The 16,375-nt window shown below is 38.2% G+C and carries 17 protein-coding genes and 3 tRNA genes; 17 read left to right on the top strand and 3 right to left on the bottom strand.

Annotation, left to right across the window (positions count from 1 at the left end):
- Window positions 1–170 precede the first annotated feature (170 nt).
- The 10 genes from IJS99_03360 to rpsI all read left to right on the top strand — a co-directional run bounded on the left by IJS99_03360 (window position 171) and on the right by rpsI (window position 6,268).
- Entirely contained in the window at window positions 171–986 is an 816-nt protein-coding gene (locus IJS99_03360) for an Mrp/NBP35 family ATP-binding protein (GenBank protein ID MBQ7560863.1), read from the top strand.
- Window positions 987–1,199: 213 nt separating this feature from the next.
- Window positions 1,200–2,138 carry a glycosyltransferase family 2 protein gene (locus IJS99_03365; protein MBQ7560864.1) on the top strand — a complete coding sequence of 313 codons (939 nt, stop codon included), beginning with the start codon at window positions 1,200–1,202 and terminating at the stop codon, window positions 2,136–2,138.
- Window positions 2,113–2,703, top strand: a complete 591-nt coding sequence (locus IJS99_03370) for a ChbG/HpnK family deacetylase (GenBank protein MBQ7560865.1) — start codon at window positions 2,113–2,115, stop codon at window positions 2,701–2,703. Before IJS99_03365 ends, IJS99_03370 begins: the two co-directional genes overlap by 26 nt.
- Before the next feature lie 74 nt (window positions 2,704–2,777).
- Window positions 2,778–2,936, top strand: coding sequence for a hypothetical protein (locus tag IJS99_03375; GenBank protein ID MBQ7560866.1), 159 nt, complete (start codon window positions 2,778–2,780; stop codon window positions 2,934–2,936).
- Between the two features lie 57 nt (window positions 2,937–2,993).
- Complete coding sequence (locus tag IJS99_03380; protein ID MBQ7560867.1) at window positions 2,994–3,815, top strand: transporter substrate-binding domain-containing protein; 822 nt, start codon at window positions 2,994–2,996, stop codon at window positions 3,813–3,815.
- A 58-nt stretch (window positions 3,816–3,873) separates the two neighbouring features.
- Window positions 3,874–3,948: transfer RNA gene (locus IJS99_03385), tRNA-Gly, on the top strand.
- Between the two features lie 122 nt (window positions 3,949–4,070).
- Window positions 4,071–4,292 (top strand): preprotein translocase subunit SecG, encoded by a 222-nt coding sequence (secG, locus tag IJS99_03390; protein MBQ7560868.1) that lies wholly within the window; start codon window positions 4,071–4,073, stop codon window positions 4,290–4,292.
- An 11-nt stretch (window positions 4,293–4,303) separates the two neighbouring features.
- Complete coding sequence (locus IJS99_03395) at window positions 4,304–5,338, top strand: nicotinate phosphoribosyltransferase (GenBank protein ID MBQ7560869.1); 1,035 nt, start codon at window positions 4,304–4,306, stop codon at window positions 5,336–5,338.
- An 85-nt stretch (window positions 5,339–5,423) separates the two neighbouring features.
- Window positions 5,424–5,855 carry a 50S ribosomal protein L13 gene (rplM, locus tag IJS99_03400; GenBank protein ID MBQ7560870.1) on the top strand — a complete coding sequence of 144 codons (432 nt, stop codon included), beginning with the start codon at window positions 5,424–5,426 and terminating at the stop codon, window positions 5,853–5,855.
- Between the two features lie 17 nt (window positions 5,856–5,872).
- Window positions 5,873–6,268, top strand: coding sequence for a 30S ribosomal protein S9 (rpsI, locus tag IJS99_03405; GenBank protein MBQ7560871.1), 396 nt, complete (start codon window positions 5,873–5,875; stop codon window positions 6,266–6,268).
- Between the two features lie 65 nt (window positions 6,269–6,333).
- Here the strand turns inward: rpsI and IJS99_03410 are convergent, their stop codons facing one another.
- Window positions 6,334–6,981 carry a DUF4230 domain-containing protein gene (locus IJS99_03410; protein MBQ7560872.1) on the bottom strand — a complete coding sequence of 216 codons (648 nt, stop codon included), beginning with the start codon at window positions 6,979–6,981 and terminating at the stop codon, window positions 6,334–6,336.
- Window positions 6,982–7,108: 127 nt separating this feature from the next.
- On the opposite strand from IJS99_03410, the gene IJS99_03415 reads away from it, so the two are divergent.
- The 5 genes from IJS99_03415 to IJS99_03435 all read left to right on the top strand — a co-directional run bounded on the left by IJS99_03415 (window position 7,109) and on the right by IJS99_03435 (window position 13,623).
- Window positions 7,109–8,884 (top strand): sulfatase-like hydrolase/transferase, encoded by a 1,776-nt coding sequence (locus IJS99_03415; GenBank protein MBQ7560873.1) that lies wholly within the window; start codon window positions 7,109–7,111, stop codon window positions 8,882–8,884.
- On the top strand, window positions 8,871–9,203 hold the full coding sequence (locus tag IJS99_03420; protein MBQ7560874.1) for a diacylglycerol kinase: 333 nt from the start codon (window positions 8,871–8,873) through the stop codon (window positions 9,201–9,203). Before IJS99_03415 ends, IJS99_03420 begins: the two co-directional genes overlap by 14 nt.
- Window positions 9,204–9,284: 81 nt before the next feature.
- The gene (locus IJS99_03425) at window positions 9,285–10,091 is read left to right on the top strand and encodes a DnaJ domain-containing protein (GenBank protein ID MBQ7560875.1); all 807 of its coding nucleotides are present in this window, start codon (window positions 9,285–9,287) and stop codon (window positions 10,089–10,091) included.
- Window positions 10,092–10,109: 18 nt separating this feature from the next.
- Window positions 10,110–11,750, top strand: coding sequence for a dicarboxylate/amino acid:cation symporter (locus IJS99_03430; GenBank protein MBQ7560876.1), 1,641 nt, complete (start codon window positions 10,110–10,112; stop codon window positions 11,748–11,750).
- A gap of 226 nt (window positions 11,751–11,976) precedes the next feature.
- Entirely contained in the window at window positions 11,977–13,623 is a 1,647-nt protein-coding gene (locus IJS99_03435; GenBank protein ID MBQ7560877.1) for a dicarboxylate/amino acid:cation symporter, read from the top strand.
- Here IJS99_03435 and IJS99_03440 read toward each other — a convergent pair.
- Window positions 13,613–14,482, bottom strand: a complete 870-nt coding sequence (locus tag IJS99_03440; protein ID MBQ7560878.1) for an AAA family ATPase — start codon at window positions 14,480–14,482, stop codon at window positions 13,613–13,615. The genes IJS99_03435 and IJS99_03440 overlap by 11 nt on opposite strands.
- 100 nt (window positions 14,483–14,582) lie before the next feature.
- Here IJS99_03440 and IJS99_03445 point away from each other — a divergent pair.
- Together IJS99_03445 and IJS99_03450 are read left to right on the top strand one after the other, a co-directional pair.
- Window positions 14,583–14,655: transfer RNA gene (locus IJS99_03445), tRNA-Lys, on the top strand.
- Window positions 14,656–14,672: 17 nt separating this feature from the next.
- Window positions 14,673–14,745: transfer RNA gene (locus tag IJS99_03450), tRNA-Glu, on the top strand.
- A 112-nt stretch (window positions 14,746–14,857) separates the two neighbouring features.
- Here the strand turns inward: IJS99_03450 and IJS99_03455 are convergent.
- On the bottom strand, window positions 14,858–16,351 hold the full coding sequence (locus tag IJS99_03455; GenBank protein ID MBQ7560879.1) for an ATP-binding protein: 1,494 nt from the start codon (window positions 16,349–16,351) through the stop codon (window positions 14,858–14,860).
- Window positions 16,352–16,375 lie beyond the last annotated feature (24 nt).

Raw genomic sequence — 16,375 nt, forward strand, 5'->3', positions numbered from 1 at the left:
ATTTAATACGTGTTAGAGGGGTAATTTTGCAAAATGGGACTCACTAGGTGCGGGGGGATCAAATAAAATAAGTTGTGAGCTGGTAAATTTTGCAAGACAGTATATTTTATTGAGATAAGAAAGTAATATAATACTCGAATAAATACATAACGAGGGGGAGAATTTTTTTAATGCCTGAATGTAATCACAACTGCGAGGGCTGTACTGCAAATTGTGCAGATAGACAGAATAACATAGCACCGGCAAAATTTCAGACTCAAAGCGTCATCAAAAACGTTATCGGCATAGTCAGCGGTAAAGGCGGAGTCGGCAAATCTTTAATAACCGGCTTGCTGGCTTCTGAAATGAGCAAAAAAAATTTTAACACTGCCATATTAGACGCTGATATAACGGGGCCGTCAATTCCTAAAATGTTTGGTCTTCATGATACTTTATTATCGGACGGACATTTTATACAGCCTGCCATAAGCAAGAACGGAACTAAAATAATTTCCATGAATTTATGCCTGCCCAGTGAAACAGATCCTGTAGTTTGGCGCGGTCCTGTCTTAATGGGAGTCTTGCAGCAATTTTTTGAAGAAGTCGACTGGGGATTTACTGATTATATGTTCGTTGACATGCCTCCGGGAACTGGCGACGTGCCTTTAACAGTGTTTCAATCATTGCCGATCAAGGGAATTATTATTGTAACGACCCCGCAGGAACTTGTAAGCATGATAGTAAGCAAAGCCCTAAAAATGGCCGAAATCATGAATATTCCCGTGCTTGGCCTTGTCGAGAACATGAGCTATTTTCTTTGTCCTGATTGCAATAAAAAGCATTATATATTTGGAAATAGTAATCTTGAAGAGTTTGCTTTGACTCACGGGATACAAAATTTTGTGCAGATTCCCATTTTGCCGGAATTTGCGAGATATTGCGACTCTGGAAAAATTGAAGACTTTGACGCGAGCAAATATTTAGATTCACTCATAAAAAATTTATAATTTATATTAATCGGCTGTCTTAGTGTTAATAGCTTTGACGGCCGCAAAATATTATATAATTAACAAAAATTTTGAGATTCAGCGAGGTACGTTAATGCATAAAAAATTTATGTCTCAGTCAGTAATTTGCACTAGGGGGGGGGGGGGCAATAAGTATAATTCTTTATCCTTCCCAAGATTCCCAAGATTTCCAACGGAATGGAGCGGGCTATGATGATTTCAATTTTATGTCCGTGCTGCAATGAGGAAAAATCCCTGCCGTTATTCTATCAAAGTGTAGTGAGAATCATGGACAAAACCGGCGAACATTTTGAAATTATTTTTGTGAACGATGGCAGTAAAGATAATACTATAGAGATATTAAAATCTTTATCTGAATCTGACACTAGAATAAAAGCAATAGATTTTTCCCGCAATTTCGGCAAGGAAGCAGCCATCACAGCCGCATTAGATTATTCTTCAGGTGATGCAGTTATTATACTTGATGCAGATTTACAACAGCCGCCGGAGTTAATCCCTGAAATGCTGGAAAAATGGCGTGAAGGTTATGATGTTGTAGCAGCCCGACGAGATAGAGACTCGGACTCATTCATAAAAAAATTTACTGCGCTCGCGTTCTATAAAATTCATAATGCATTCTCACAAATTGAAATTCCCTCAAATGTAGGAGATTTTAGACTCATGTCCCGGCGTGTAGTCAACGCTTTAAACTCAATGAAAGAGTCTCAAAGATTCATGAAAGGTTTATTTGCATGGGCAGGCTTTAAAACATGTTTTATAGATTATAAAGTTGCAAAGAGGGCAGCAGGCGAGTCAAAATTTAATTTATTTCGTTTATGGAGTCTTGCTATAGAGGGCATTACTTCATTTAGTGCCTTCCCGTTGACAATGTGGGGAATAATCGGAGCAATTATAGCAATGGGAGCATTTATTTACGGATTATTTATTTTCTTTCACACTATAATTTACGGTCTCGATGTTCCCGGATATGCAACTCTTGTGTGCTTAATACTTTTATTCGGCGGACTTCAGCTTTTAGGAATCGGCATAATAGGCGAATATCTCGGCAGGACTTATATAGAGAGCAAGAACAGGCCAATATGTATTATCAGGGAGATTTATTCACATGAAAAAATTAATAGTGAACGCTGATGATTTTGGACGGCATGAATTAATTAATGCTGGAATAGAGCGGGCTTTTACTAGCGGGATTTGCCGTTCAGCTTCAATAATGGCAGGCGGATCAGCTTTTGATGATGCCGTAAAAATTGCTAAATCTCATAAAAATTTAGGGATCGGAGTGCATTTTACATTAGTTATGGGAAATTCAGTCCTGCCGCATTCTGAGATTCCTTCACTTGTTGATAATAACGGAAAATTTTGCGATGATTATATTATATTTGCGAAACGTTATTTAACTGGGAGAATATCAATAAATGAAATCAGGCGCGAACTTTCTGCACAACTCCCAAAAATTATTAGCTCGCGTTTGAAAATATCTCATGTTGATAGTCATCAGCATATACACGTTTTGCCCGGAATTCTTGAAATAATTATGGATCTTGCAGACAAAGCAAATATTCACGCTATACGGATCCCGCAAATTAAAGGATTAAATTTTTCAGTCGGGAAAATGGGCTTAAAGATTCTCTCTTTAATTGCAAATATAAGGCAGCAAGAAAGGGGTTTGCTTTTCCTGATCATTTTGCGGGAATAGTTGCAGGAACGTCTATTAATGAAAAATGGCTCTGTGAAATAATTGATAAATTACAAGAAGGTATTACAGAAATAATGACACATCCCGGAATTGATAATAAAATTTTGCGCCCCTATTTTGAGTTAAATCATAATTTCGAGCAGGAATTAAATGCGTTAATCTCGAATACTGTAATACAAAAACTTGTCAGTAACGGAATAAATCTCATAAATTTTTGTGATTTAACACAATAGTTTTATTGATTGCATTATAATATACGCGTGAAAATTTATTTATCGAGGTGTTTATTTATGTATAAAAAATTTTTCGTGCTTGCTTTATGCGTGAGTATTCTTGCGTGTTCGTGTGCGGCAAATGCTGAAGGACTCAAAATCAGCATTCTTTCAAAATCTCAAGTGAACGAACATTTTAATACTAAAGCGAGTCTTGAATCTTCTTGGCTCTGGTCACTAATGAGTCGCGAACACGGCGAATATGACGAATATATAGACGCTGAAGATCTAACAAGTATGATAATGGCTTTCGAGTCCGGAAAAGTCAACGAGATTGATTTGCCGCAAATTGTTGCAGAATATGTGCTGGCACAGAATCCAAATTATGAAGTCTGCTGCGTAATGCGTGCTGAAAATATATATTTTGCGTTCGGTTTCCTGAAAGAAAAAAATGCAGTACTCTGGCAAAATTTTAATTACGCGTTGAGACTCTTGCGTCAAAATGGCACTCTTCAGGATTTACAGGAAAAATATTTAGCTAATCCCGGGCAAAATACGCCTGAATCAATAAAATTTGACTCATTCCCGAACGCTCAAACTGTAAAATTTGCTGTAACAGGCGACATTCCCCCGATTGATTATACTGCAGCGGACGGGACTCCAGCAGGTTTTAACGCCGCAATCTTAGCAGAAATAGGCCGAATCCTTAAAATTAATATTGAAATTATCAACGTTCAAGCAGGTGCAAAAACTGCCGCTCTTACATCAGGACGCGCTGACGGAGTTTTCTGGTACATGGTAAGCACTAATAAAGAACATAGATTTGTCGACGATAAGATTATATTAACGTCAGATCCCTATTACATGTTTAATATATTTGTGCATTTACGCAAAAAATAATATGTAGTTGCGAAAAAAATAATCATGCGCTAGAATTCATGTATTGAATAATAACATTGCGGATGTAGTTCAACGGTAGAGCGTCAGCTTCCCAAGCTGAATGTTGCGGGTTCGAATCCCGTCGTCCGCTCCATGAACGAGAAATTAACAAGCCTTGTGATTGATTCACGGGGCTTTTTGCTTGTAAAATATTAATACAATGTATTATACTAGTTCAGAAAATTTATATATATTTAACAGGAGGCAAAAATTTTAATGCGTACATTTTTAGGAATTATTCACATTCTTGTAGCATTATTCATGATGTTTGTTATACTTCTCCAGCAGCGTAAACAGGGCGGTTTTTCCGGAGTATTCGGCGGGGGGACTCAGCCTGATGCAGGACAGTGGCAGAGATTCACGGCTCTTACAAAAATTACGATTGTAGCCGCTGCAATATTTATGATTACTTCGTTTTTTATCGTGTTTATTAATTAGCAAGGGAGAATATAACAGTGTTAAATTTCCTCAAGGACTCAGAAGCCCTGAAGGTAACCCCGAATCGCCTATACAGTGCGACACATGACGAAATAAAATCAGGTGCTACTACAGATATATATTTTATTAACACGCGCGATATATTGAACTCTTTAAATTTGCTTGATACTCCAGTTACAGCAGAAATTTTTACACGTACGACCGGAATGTTTGCTGGCTTGGCTGAAGTATTAGAGTTATTGAAAGATTCGCCGGTCGAAATTGAAGCGTTGCCGGAGGGTGAATATTTTTCGCCTAAAGAAGTAGTAATGAGAATCAGGGGCCCTTATGGAGCGTTCGGGATTCACGAGACAAATTTACTCGGCATATTATCGAGTTCGTGTGCATGGGCTACGGCGGCTCGTGAATGCGTTGATGCAGCAGAAGGCAAACCCGTTTTATCGTTCGGAGCTAGACATGTACACCCAGCAGCTGCTCCCGTTATGGAAGCTATAGCCGTGAAATTTGGAGGCTGTGCAGGTGCGAGCTGTGTACTAGGTGCGAAACTCTGCGGGCGTGAACCTATGGGAACGATTCCTCATGCTGCGATTTTGATAACCGGCGACACTGTAAAACTTGCTAAGGCTTATGACTCAGTATTGCCGAGTTATGTCGGACGTACATTTTTAGTTGACACGTTTAAAGACGAATGCGAGGAGGCTTTGAGGCTTGCTGAATCACTCGGCGATAAATTAGGAGCAGTGAGACTCGATACACCCGGAGAACGCGGCGGAGTTACTGCTGATTTAGTCCGTGAAATGCGTTATAGATTAGATAAAGCAGGCTTTAAACACGTTAAAATAGTCGTATCAGGCGGCTTGAATCCTGAAAGAATCAAATTATTATCGCAGGCCGGAGCAGATGTTTTTGGAGTCGGAAGTTATATAGCTCATGCGATTCCCATGGATATGACTATGGACTTGAAAGAAGTAAACGGAAAGCCAATCGCAAAACGAGGAAGACTCCCCGGTATACTTGAAAATAAACGCCTTGTTAAGATAAAATAAAATAATTCCCGCGTGGACAAAGCCCCCGTTCACAGTGGAAGTTTATTTTATGAATAGAAAATTTTTGCAGGAGGAATATTTATAAATGACGGGCAGCAGCTCATATTTGGCAAGACCCGGCCAAATAAAACGAAAATGGTATGTTATAGACGCGTCAGACAGGTCAATAGGACGTTTGGCAGCAGTTATCTCTAAAATTTTAACCGGTAAGAATAAGCCGACATATACGCCTCATGTTGATACAGGTGATTATGTAATAGTAATTAACGCCGAGAAGGTAAAATTAACAGGCAATAAAGCAGCGCAGTCAACTTGGCACTATCACACAGGGCACCCCGGCGGCTATCGTTCAACAAACTGGGGAGTCTTGCTCAAGACAAAACCGGCGGCACTCTTTCATCATGTAGTAAAAGGAATGCTGCCAAGAAACAGGCTCAAATATGCAAGCAAGTTAAAAGTTTATGCAGGGCCTTCACACCCTCACGAGGCTCAAAATCCTGAAGCACTCGAAATCTAAGACAGGAGGATATTACAATGTCAGACGATAAATATACATGGGGAACAGGCCGACGCAAAAACGCTCTTGCAAGAGTCAGAATTTGTCCCGGCTCAGGAGAAATTAAAATCAATGATCGCAGCGTTGAAGATTACTTCCCGCGTTTAATATGGCAGTCTCAAGTCTACCAGTCATTAAAGACGGCAGGCGTTGAAGGGCGGGTCGATGTATTTGTGAATGCTTCAGGCGGCGGATTAACAGGTCAGGCCGGAGCGGTAAAATTAGGCATTGCACGCGCATTAATTAAGATGAATCCTGATTATAGATCAGCACTCAAGAAAGAGGGATTATTAACGAGAGATCCTAGAATGGTCGAGCGCAAAAAGTTCGGTCAAAAGGGTGCACGCGGCAAGAGGCAGTACTCGAAACGTTAATTTATTGCAAAAAAATTTTTATTCCCCTGTTGATATATTTTCAGCAAGGGAATTTTTTTTGTGATTTATTCTTGAGTATTCGCGGGAATCGATATTGTATTATTCTGTGCTGAAAGAGTCGGCGCCGGCTTCTCCGTGAAAATTATTTCAGCTTGTACACCTGTAGCACTTGCAACTGAGCTTAAAACTTTTCTCGCGTTCTCGTCGGAGTGTGCTAATATACCCCGTTCGATTTCATGAGCTTTTACTTTTTCGAGGTCTGATAAAATTTCTCTGTTCTGATCTTCAAGTTTTACGGACGTGAAAATCCCCGCGTATTGATCATATACTTCAAGAGTATTCATATCGGCGTAAATGTCAGTAATTTCGCTGTGAGGCAGTGAGATAATTACTTTATTGTTTACGTTCTCGGATACTTGAGCCTTTGACAAATCGCAGCCGCATACGATTGTCCCGTTATATTTGAGCATGAATTTGCGAGTCGTGCCGGGTATATTTGCGCTCAAAAAAGGAATCTTCACGCCCTCTGAAAATGTTACGATTGATTGAAAAGTTTCGCGCACTGTAGCGAGCTCGCTGACGTTCTGGATTCCGGCCAAGATTGTAGATCTTACGGAAATATTTTGCGGCTTTCTTTCTTTCTTGCGCGTAAATAATAATACGTTTATAGCAACTGAGGCAACGAGAGCTAATATTATTAAAATTGTCGCCAAATTTGAGTCCTCCTGTCTATATTTATTATATTCATGTATATAATAACAGAAAAAATTTGCGAGTTATCAAGTAAAATATTATAATCACTATAAATTTATGAATTATAATTATTTGGAGGAGTTATCTATGCTCTTAACGGAACGGCACGGAACGGCACGGAACGGCACGGAACGGCACGGAACGGCACGGAACGGCACGGAACGGCACGGGCTTATTTCGTGGTGTCTTGAGTGGCTGAATAGTGAATCGAGTTTTATTTTCTGGCTTATTGTGTTAAATATTCCTGTTTCAAGCGTTGTCTATCCTGATTTCTTGATTAGCTATAAATCTTTTATTACTGAGTCTATGATTCTTGCGCGTGATATATCAATGATATTTTTATGGGTAGTCGTTATAGATTTCGTGATTTATTTAATTTTATCGAGATATGAACGTTTGCTGAAAATCGTAAAATGTATTTTCTTGACTATAAATATTTGCGTATTCTTGATTGATTTGTTTACGATATATTTTTTCCAATTCCCGTTAAATTCTACGATGATTGAAGTTCTCTCGGTCTCTAATGTGCGTGAGAGCGGCGAATTTGCTCAGACTTATGGGACTAATGTACAATTTTGGCTGTTTATTGCGTTTGTCGGAGTGTTATTATTTATGGCTTGGCAGTTATTCAAGCTGATTAGCAGAAAAAAAATTTTATTATTCCTGATTTTGATTACAGGTGCTTCACTGGGAGTATATGCAGCCCGCAATGAGGTCAATGTAGGGAAGGGCTATGAGCGTTTCTTGAGTTCGCTTGCTCCTGTGAGATTGATTTACATGGCTTCAAGTTTTTATATTGACAAAATGGACTTACAGCAGGCAATGAATACAAATACGCCAGTTATTATCACGAAAAATGAAAGCTCGATTCCCTATTTTATTTACATAGTAGGAGAGTCTGGCAGCAGGAATCACATGTCATTATACGGCTATTATTTAGAGACAAGCCCATTATTAAGCAAGCGCAAAGATATTTATATATTCGATGATGTTGTGAGTCCTCATGCTAGTACAGTTGCTGTGCTGAAAAAATTATTTTGTTTCTATGATTATGAATCTTCAGGGAACTGGTATGATTATCAAAGTTTATTTAATATTTTAAACGCTGCCGGATATTATACAGTATGGCTCTCGAATCATGAAAGGCGGCCGGGCTGGGATCCCCGCACAGTTTATTCGAGCCAGTGCGCTTATAGAGATTTTCCGGATAAATTCAAAGGCTCGCAATATCACAGCGATACTTATGACGAGAAATTATTGCCGCTTATTGATGAGTTCTTGAGCATAAAACACGATAAAAAATTTCTCGCTGTTGAGTTATTAGGGTCTCACTATCATTGTTATAAGCGTTATCCTAAAGAATTCGCTAAATTTACGGCCAAAGATGAGAAAAACAGTTATACGACTCTCACTGAATCGCAAAAACAAAACCGCGCAGAATATGATAATAGTATTTTATATAATGATTATGTAGTAAACGAGATTATTAAACGCTTTGAGAATGAGAATGCAATAATAATTTATGCTCCTGATCATTCCGCAGAAGTCTATGACAGCATGAATTTTACAGGGGACGGCGACGGAATAAGAAGCGCGTTCATAATAGAAATCCCGTTTTTAGTATTTACATCTAATAAATTCCGCGAGTCTTATCCCGATTTAGATGCAAGAATAAAATCAAGCGTTCACCGGCCATATATGACAGATGACGTAATTCACACGATTTTAGATATATTAGGAATTGCAACGCCTGATTATAACCCGGCAAAAAGTATAATTAATGAAAATTTTGACGCAGCTAGAAAAAGAATGTACTTTAAATACGAATACATAAAGGGGAAGGGCTTAATTGCGATACAGTAATATTTTTTCGCGGTTATTCCATGCCTCGCGCTATTCTCTGGAAGGTCTATATTATGCGCTGAAACATGAACAGGCCTTCCAGTATGAATTTATCGTGTTGATTATAATAATTTTTGCTGGAAAATCTTTATTGCTTTCAGGGGCTTGGCTTGCTGTGATGTGCCTAGAGTTAATTAATAGTTCAGTAGAGAAAGCATTTGACTTAATCGACAAAAATTTCAGGGACGAGATCAAAGCCGGTAAAGATATGCTCTCAAGTGCTATATTTCTTGCGGTTTGCTTTAATATAATTCTATGGGGGTATGCTATTATAATATAAAATTTTTTATGTCAGGAGTGGGAATTCATAAACGCTATTATTAGCAATCTAAAAATTTTAGGACTTAACCCCGGCGCAACTATGGAAGATATACACTCGGCATTTAGAAAACTTGCGCGCGAACTTCACCCCGATATAACAGGGTCTAAGAGTGATTTTAGATTCAAGCAGATAACTGGCGCATATTCTTTCTTGAAAAATTTGAGCGAGTCAGAACTTGCAGACTTGGCCGGGAAGACTCCTGAAAGAGTAATCAAGCAGGAAAATAACTCGGTGAAAATTAACGCGATTCTCGATAAATACAGCGACGAAATTAATAATTATTACGAGAATCATTCAAGCAATAACGGTGTAGATTTGCAAAATATTTTATTCAGGCTCAAATCAGGGAATCACAAAATTATAAATATTGCGTTAAGACATTCGGGAAGATTCGCTAATAAAATCGAATTCCGGCGGGCGTTGTGTGATGTCTTAAAGCGCAGTGATTTAGACGACGAGACAGCAAGACTCGCGGCCTCACTTCCATTTGATGATAATACTAGAAAGCAATTAGCTTTAGACTTGGCCGATAAGTCCGGAAAATTCCCCGCGGGATTAATAATTAGCTTAATGGCAAATGATATTGACTTAATGGAAAAATTTTTGTTATTTTCTTCAGCTGATAATATTGCTGTTATTCTAAGACGGTGGCCGGCCGGGAAGTCAATAAGTTCAAGCGTTGTCAGGCAGTTATTGAATTCGGACGACGAAAAAATTTTAATCCCGTTATTGTCAGCCGCAAAAATGAAATTCCCCGGTGTCTTATTAGCTCATAAACGGAGACTCGCAATTCTTGAAAATCACCCCTCGGCAGCTGTCAGAGCATGGGCGAAAAATTTTATATAGAAGGAGTATTAATCTTAAATGATCAAAGAATTCCCAGCAGAAATTGACTCGATCCCGCAAATAACAGAATTTATCGGCGAACAGTGCAAAATTTATCATCTTCACGACAAAGAAATTAGGCATGCTCAATTAATGTCTGAGGAGTCCATTAATAAATTTCTTGAATACAAAGACTCTGACACGTCATTAATTCGCGTAAAAATTAATAAATTTCTCGGAAGTATTTATATAAATATTTATGCACAGGGCAAAAAAATTAAATTCTCTGAGATTCTCAACGGCCGAATTGATTTATTAAATCAAGAAAATATGTCAACAGAGACGGCAGAAGCAATCTCAAATTTAATCATGAAATCATTTGCTAACAGATTAAGTTATTACCATAATGATAATGAAAATATAAACAGAATCAAAATCACAGCGTTAAAATCACCGTATACAATGCTGTATAAGACTCTTTTTGCGCTTTTATGTGCGATAATAACGGGACTTCTCATGAAAAATTTTGCGTCTGAGTCCCTCTGCATGAATTTGAACGATAATTTTTTGTCGCCTGTTCGTGAAATTTTCTTAGACGGCCTGAAAATGTGCGCTGTAGGAGTCGTATTTTTCTCGCTGACGTCCTGCATTATGAACTTGGGCAATTTGTCGGAACTAAAACGAGTCGGGACTGTATTATTAATATGCTTTGTGATTATGCAGATTACAGCGGCATTAATAGGTATCGGAGTAACTTTTTTATTCACTCCGGGGAGTTCGATAAAATTATCTGCTGATTTGCCCGTGTCATCGAGTCCTGAAATAACAATCTCGCTTAAAGATACTATTGTAAATTTAATACCGTCAAATATTATTAAGCCGTTTTTAGAAGCTGACATGCTGCAATTAACTATACTTGCTATTTTCGTAGGTTACGCAGTGAGTGTTACAGCTGCGAATAATTTAAAATATATAATAGATGAATGCTATCGAGTTTTCATGCAAATTATACAGGTCTTCATGAAAATAATTCCGTTAGTTATATTTTGTTCGATCACGTCTATTATTTTGACGAGCGGCGGCGATGTAATGTTATCATTGCTGGGGATAATAGCTTCTTTACATACGATGCATATTATATTTATAATTATATTCCTGCTAGTTTCTGCAATAATAGGACGGCTTAACCCATTTAGAATAATAGTCAAGTCCATGCAATTAATTATTACTGCTGTTATTACATGCTCAAGTACTTCTGCTATACCTGATAATATGAACGCCGTTAAAAATATGGGAGTTGACTCAAAAATTTATTCGCTGTCTATACCATTAGGAACAAGTATAAATAAAGTTACATTTACTATAGGTTTAATAGCAGCTCCCTTAATAGGCGCGCAAATGTTCGGGATAAATATTTCAATCGAGAAAGCACTATATATGATTTTCCCGGTTATTATGCTTATGCTTGCTACTCCGCCTATACCCGGTGGTATCTTAGTATCTTATACAGCAGCTTTTACTCTGATAGGAGTGCCGGTTGATGCTCTAGGGATTTTCGTAGCGATAGATCCCATTGTTGAAATGCTGGCAACTGCGACTGCATGTTTAGGAAACACTTTCGCGACTCTTATAACGGCCGGGCATGAAAAAATGATAGATCATGAAATTTTTAACTCTTGAGTGCTATGATTTCAAATATTTTTACGGGAGACTCGCACTTGTAATGACATGAAAAATTTACATAATCGCGTGTGATTATTATCATGTCGGCAAAAATTTATAATAAATATGCTGTCAGGACATGAAAAATTTACATAATTGCGCATGACTCTTAAATGATTAATGCTAGAATTTATTTATTAACGAGTCGCAAAAATTTTACACAAAGGAGTATGACACTTGATAAATGATTAAAGAATTCCCCGCAGAAATTGACTCTATTACGCAAATAATGGACTTTATCAATGAGCAGGGCAAAATATATAAGCTTTACAATAAAGAAATCTTGCAAGCCCAGTTAATGGCCGAAGAGTGCATTAAAAGACTGCTCGAACATAAGGACTCGGACACGAATATAATCCGCGCAAAAATTAATAAATTTCTCGGCAATGTGCAAATAAATATTTACGTGAAAGGCTCAAAGTTTGACTTTGCTGACAGCTTAAATCCCGGCGTTGAGTTATTAAATCAAGAAAATATGTCAATCGAGACGGCCGACTCTATATCTAATTTAATCATGAAGGCATTTGCTAATAAATTGAGCTATCATCATTATAAGAGCATAAACAAAATCAGAATTACAGCGGCTCAATCTCCGTATATAATGCTTTATGTTACGCTTTTATCTCTGACATTGGCAATAATAACGGGTCTACTCATGAAAAATTTTGCGCCTGAATATGCCTCTTTTAATCTGAATAAATATTTTTTATCGCCGGTTCGTAAAATTTTCTTGAATGGCCTTGCAATGTCATCAGTGGGAATTATATTTTTCTCCCTTGCGTCGTGTGTTGCTAATTTGGGCGGAATGTCGGAATTAAAGAAAGTAGGCAGCGTATTAATTATTACTTATATAATCATGCATGTTGCGGCTATATTAATCAGCATATTTACTTTTTTTGAGTTCCAATCAAGTTTTACAGCTAAATTTTTTACTGTGCCATTTAAAGGAATCGCCCGAAGTACTTCAGGAAGTCCGGAAATTTCGATTATAGACACGATAACAAATTTAATGCCTGAAAATATAATCAAGCCGTTTTTGAATAATCATTTGCTTCAATTAGTTGTGCTTGCTGTGATCATAGGCTATGCGGCAAATTCAGCGGGGGCTAATCTCTTCAAAAAATTTATAGACGAGTGCAATAATGTATTCATGCAAATTATAAATATTTTGATGGCATTTATCCCCCTGTTCGTGTTCTGCTCGATTACGTCATTGATCTTAACAGTAGAAAACAAGCTGATATTTTCGTTAATTGACATTATAGGGACTCTTTTCACGATAAATATTTTGACGCTGCTATTATTCTTGATAGTTACGATTATTATATGCCGGATAAATCCCCTAAAAATTTTCGCGAAATCAACACAAATGATTCTGACTTCATTTAGTACGTGTTCAAACAATGCCGCTATACAAGACAGCATAAACGCAGCTAAAAATATGGGAGTTGATTCAAAAATTTATTCACTCTCGATTCCACTGGGAACAGCAATAAATAAAACCGGAATTTGTATCACTTTAGCGGCTGGGTCTCTTGCTGTTGCGCATATATACGGCGTTGATATTTCTATGAATAAAGCACTATCTATGATATTCCCGGTTATTATTATGACTGTAGCTTCTCCACCTGTAGGAGGCGGCGAAATTATTTCATTTGCTGCACTTCTTGCCATGTTCGGCGCGTCTCCTGAGGCAGTGAGTCTCTATATCGTAATAGATCCGATTGTTGATTTATTCGCGACAATTACCGTATCACTATGCAATATTTTCGCGACACTTATAGCGGCCAGTTCTGAAAACATGTTAGACCGGAAAATTTTTAATTCTTAGCCCGCAGTCTGTCATTTAAATCCTGCGTTAAATTCTTTATGTCCTCTTGAGTCCATTCTCTTGAGGGCTTATTATTCGTTATATTCTGCATAACTTCTTGAGCCGCGCTTGAGTCATTATTAAATAAAATTAAATATTCATGATATAGTCTTGATATAGTATTCTTGAAATCATTTCGATTTATGGCCGAGTCTGAGCCTTTATTGAGCCAGTCATTAAGAATTCTGCCCGTCTCTTGAGAAATAACAAAATTTTTGCGGTCAAATAATCGCGTCCTGTCCTTAGTAACTGTTACAGTATGATCCATGTTCAAATTAAACATTACTGTGAATTCATAATCCATGCCCTCGCGCTGAATGGGAGCGAGTCCTATTTTCTTTATTTCAGTCTTGCCGCTTGCGTTCTGAATCATTGAATATTCTGTCTTAGTTCTCATTGTTGCTATTATATGACACTTAGATCCTAACATAGTCTCAATTAATTTATTGTGTAAAGGAGTAACTTTGCCCCACGCCGCGTAACTATTTCCGCCCATTTTGCTGTGAACATCGAGGAGTCCGCCCTCACCGCTCCAAGCATGAGAAAGCGAATCAATTATTAGCACGTTATAGCCCGCTGACTCGGCCTCATGGATTGAATTAATATATTTCTCGATCTTATACGGAGCTGAAATATTAGCCACGTCATAATCGCATAAATCTGCGTATAAATCCCCGCTGCCGTTCTCTGTATCTATTAAAGCAATCTGCCCGCCCAGTCCTAAAGCAATTAACAAAGCCCCGTAAGTTTTGCCGCTCCCAGCCGGTCCTGTTATAGCGAGTCTTAATTTTGCCTTGCGTCTTTCTGCTTTCCTGAACATTATAAAATAAGTCCTCCTGATAAAAATTTTCCTAAATAATAGCACAAAAAATTTGCATTTTTCCCGATGAAATAATATAATAGCCTGCGTTGCTTTACGAGAATCGCTAGCTCAGTCGGTAGAGCACCGGACTTTTAATCCGGGTGTCGGGGGTTCAAGTCCCCCGCGATTCATGGAGAAGTCAACACTTGGTCCCATCGTCTAGAGGCCGAGGACACAGCCCTTTCAAGGCTGCGGCGCGGGTTCGAATCCCGCTGGGACCGTTCAAGAATTCCATCAACTTTTCACGCTTTCACATTCACAAATTCATTTATGCAAGTAAAAATTTTTTGGCCGCCTACTCTATTAATTACAAGCAATACGGCCATGATATTATTATTTATATTGCAGCTTCTCCTTTATCGTTGCGATTAACTGCTTTGTCTGAGTGCCTGTTCCTAACTCGTCTAAGATTATCCCAAAGGCTTTATTTAATACTGTCTTCCCGTATTTAGTGAGAGTAAATTTTCCGTAGTCCTTATCTGAATTATTCAGCTCGATTTCTACATATTCCGCAATGTCCTTAATTATTTCGCTGCTTGATTTGTATTTATCGATAACTGCTTTACGTTTTGCAATATCTGACTCGGACTTGTTTATTTCGTCTTCAAGCTGTAATTTTCTCTCGTCGTCGTGATAGAGTCCTTCATTCAGGCGCATTTGATTCTCGTCTATGATTTTATCAAGCTCGTCAATTTTCTTGAGTGAGCTTCTGATTGAGGACGCGATTTTGTAAAGTTTTGCTAATTTATTCTCGAAAACTGTGCGCAAATATTTCTCAAGTGCCAAGCGCGCCCCGTTCTCAACAAAATAATCACGCGGAGTAGTGGGAATTAAAGACTTAGACACGCAGAATAACTCGCCGATAAAATAGTGATTGCCCCTTTCTTCAGGGAAGAGTTTTTGCAGAATATCATCAGGGCCGATCTGTATATTTTCTTTTCTGAGTCTTATTCCGCGCATAGGGCAGCTTTCTTTGATTACGCCTTTAAATGACGATATGCCGTACCACATCCAAGCGAATAAATTATTATTCTTGTCCCTAATGTCCCAGAATTGAATTTGTCGTATTGTGTCGTCATCACTGCCGCTAATCGGGAATATTGTATTATAGGGCTTGAAAACTTGTTTCTCATTCAGGAAAATTTTATACTCGTCGATTTTATGACCGATTTCTTTTGCGTGTTCGTGAATTTGTGTGCTGAACTCGCTGAAATTATCAGAATAGGGCAGAGGCACGACGAACGCAAGGGATTTCTTGACTCCTTCAAGATCTAATAAATAATCATGATCTGAACTTATCTCGTTAAGCTCGACGATAAAATAATGACTCTCTGTATCGTTCGTGAATTCCTGCGAGAATTTATTTATTTGCTTGAGAACGTCATCAACAGTAAATTTTTTTTCGCCCGTCAATAATTCCCGCATTAGGTCAGCTTCACACGTCAATTTTGAGATTATGCGCTCGTCTCTTGATTTTGCCGTAAATGTTACAGTTTTACAGCAGCCGAGTCCTATAAGCCGCCCTATTCCGATAAAACCTTTATGAATGCTGGGATCTTTTCCGGAAGCTGCTATACTGCCTAAAACTTTTGCGAAATCGTCGGCCTTGATTCCCGTAGCGTTGTCTTCAATTACGATTTTGCGGTTATCCTTGTCGATAAAAACATTAATAACGCCCTCGCCCTCACTAAGCAGGCCGCTTTTTACTGCCTCGTCAATTGCGTCGCATGAATTCTGTATATATTCCCGGAAAATTGACCATGAAGTCTTATATAACGAACTCGAAAAAATATCAAGAACAGCAGCTCCTACAGTATGTATACTCACTCATAAATAAATCACTCCTTATAA

The organism is Synergistaceae bacterium, assembly GCA_017444345.1.
Lineage (GTDB): Bacteria > Synergistota > Synergistia > Synergistales > Aminobacteriaceae > JAFUXM01.

Coding starts and splice junctions, on each gene's coding strand:
- IJS99_03360 (MBQ7560863.1), top strand. CDS start 171: ATGCCTGAATGTAATCACAACTGCGAGGGCTGTACTGCAAATTGTGCA.
- IJS99_03365 (MBQ7560864.1), top strand. CDS start 1,200: ATGATTTCAATTTTATGTCCGTGCTGCAATGAGGAAAAATCCCTGCCG.
- IJS99_03370 (MBQ7560865.1), top strand. CDS start 2,113: ATGAAAAAATTAATAGTGAACGCTGATGATTTTGGACGGCATGAATTA.
- IJS99_03375 (MBQ7560866.1), top strand. CDS start 2,778: ATGACACATCCCGGAATTGATAATAAAATTTTGCGCCCCTATTTTGAG.
- IJS99_03380 (MBQ7560867.1), top strand. CDS start 2,994: ATGTATAAAAAATTTTTCGTGCTTGCTTTATGCGTGAGTATTCTTGCG.
- secG (MBQ7560868.1), top strand. CDS start 4,071: ATGCGTACATTTTTAGGAATTATTCACATTCTTGTAGCATTATTCATG.
- rplM (MBQ7560870.1), top strand. CDS start 5,424: ATGACGGGCAGCAGCTCATATTTGGCAAGACCCGGCCAAATAAAACGA.
- rpsI (MBQ7560871.1), top strand. CDS start 5,873: ATGTCAGACGATAAATATACATGGGGAACAGGCCGACGCAAAAACGCT.
- IJS99_03415 (MBQ7560873.1), top strand. CDS start 7,109: ATGCTCTTAACGGAACGGCACGGAACGGCACGGAACGGCACGGAACGG.
- IJS99_03425 (MBQ7560875.1), top strand. CDS start 9,285: ATGGAAGATATACACTCGGCATTTAGAAAACTTGCGCGCGAACTTCAC.
- IJS99_03430 (MBQ7560876.1), top strand. CDS start 10,110: ATGATCAAAGAATTCCCAGCAGAAATTGACTCGATCCCGCAAATAACA.
- IJS99_03435 (MBQ7560877.1), top strand. CDS start 11,977: ATGATTAAAGAATTCCCCGCAGAAATTGACTCTATTACGCAAATAATG.
- IJS99_03440 (MBQ7560878.1), bottom strand. CDS start 14,482: ATGTTCAGGAAAGCAGAAAGACGCAAGGCAAAATTAAGACTCGCTATA.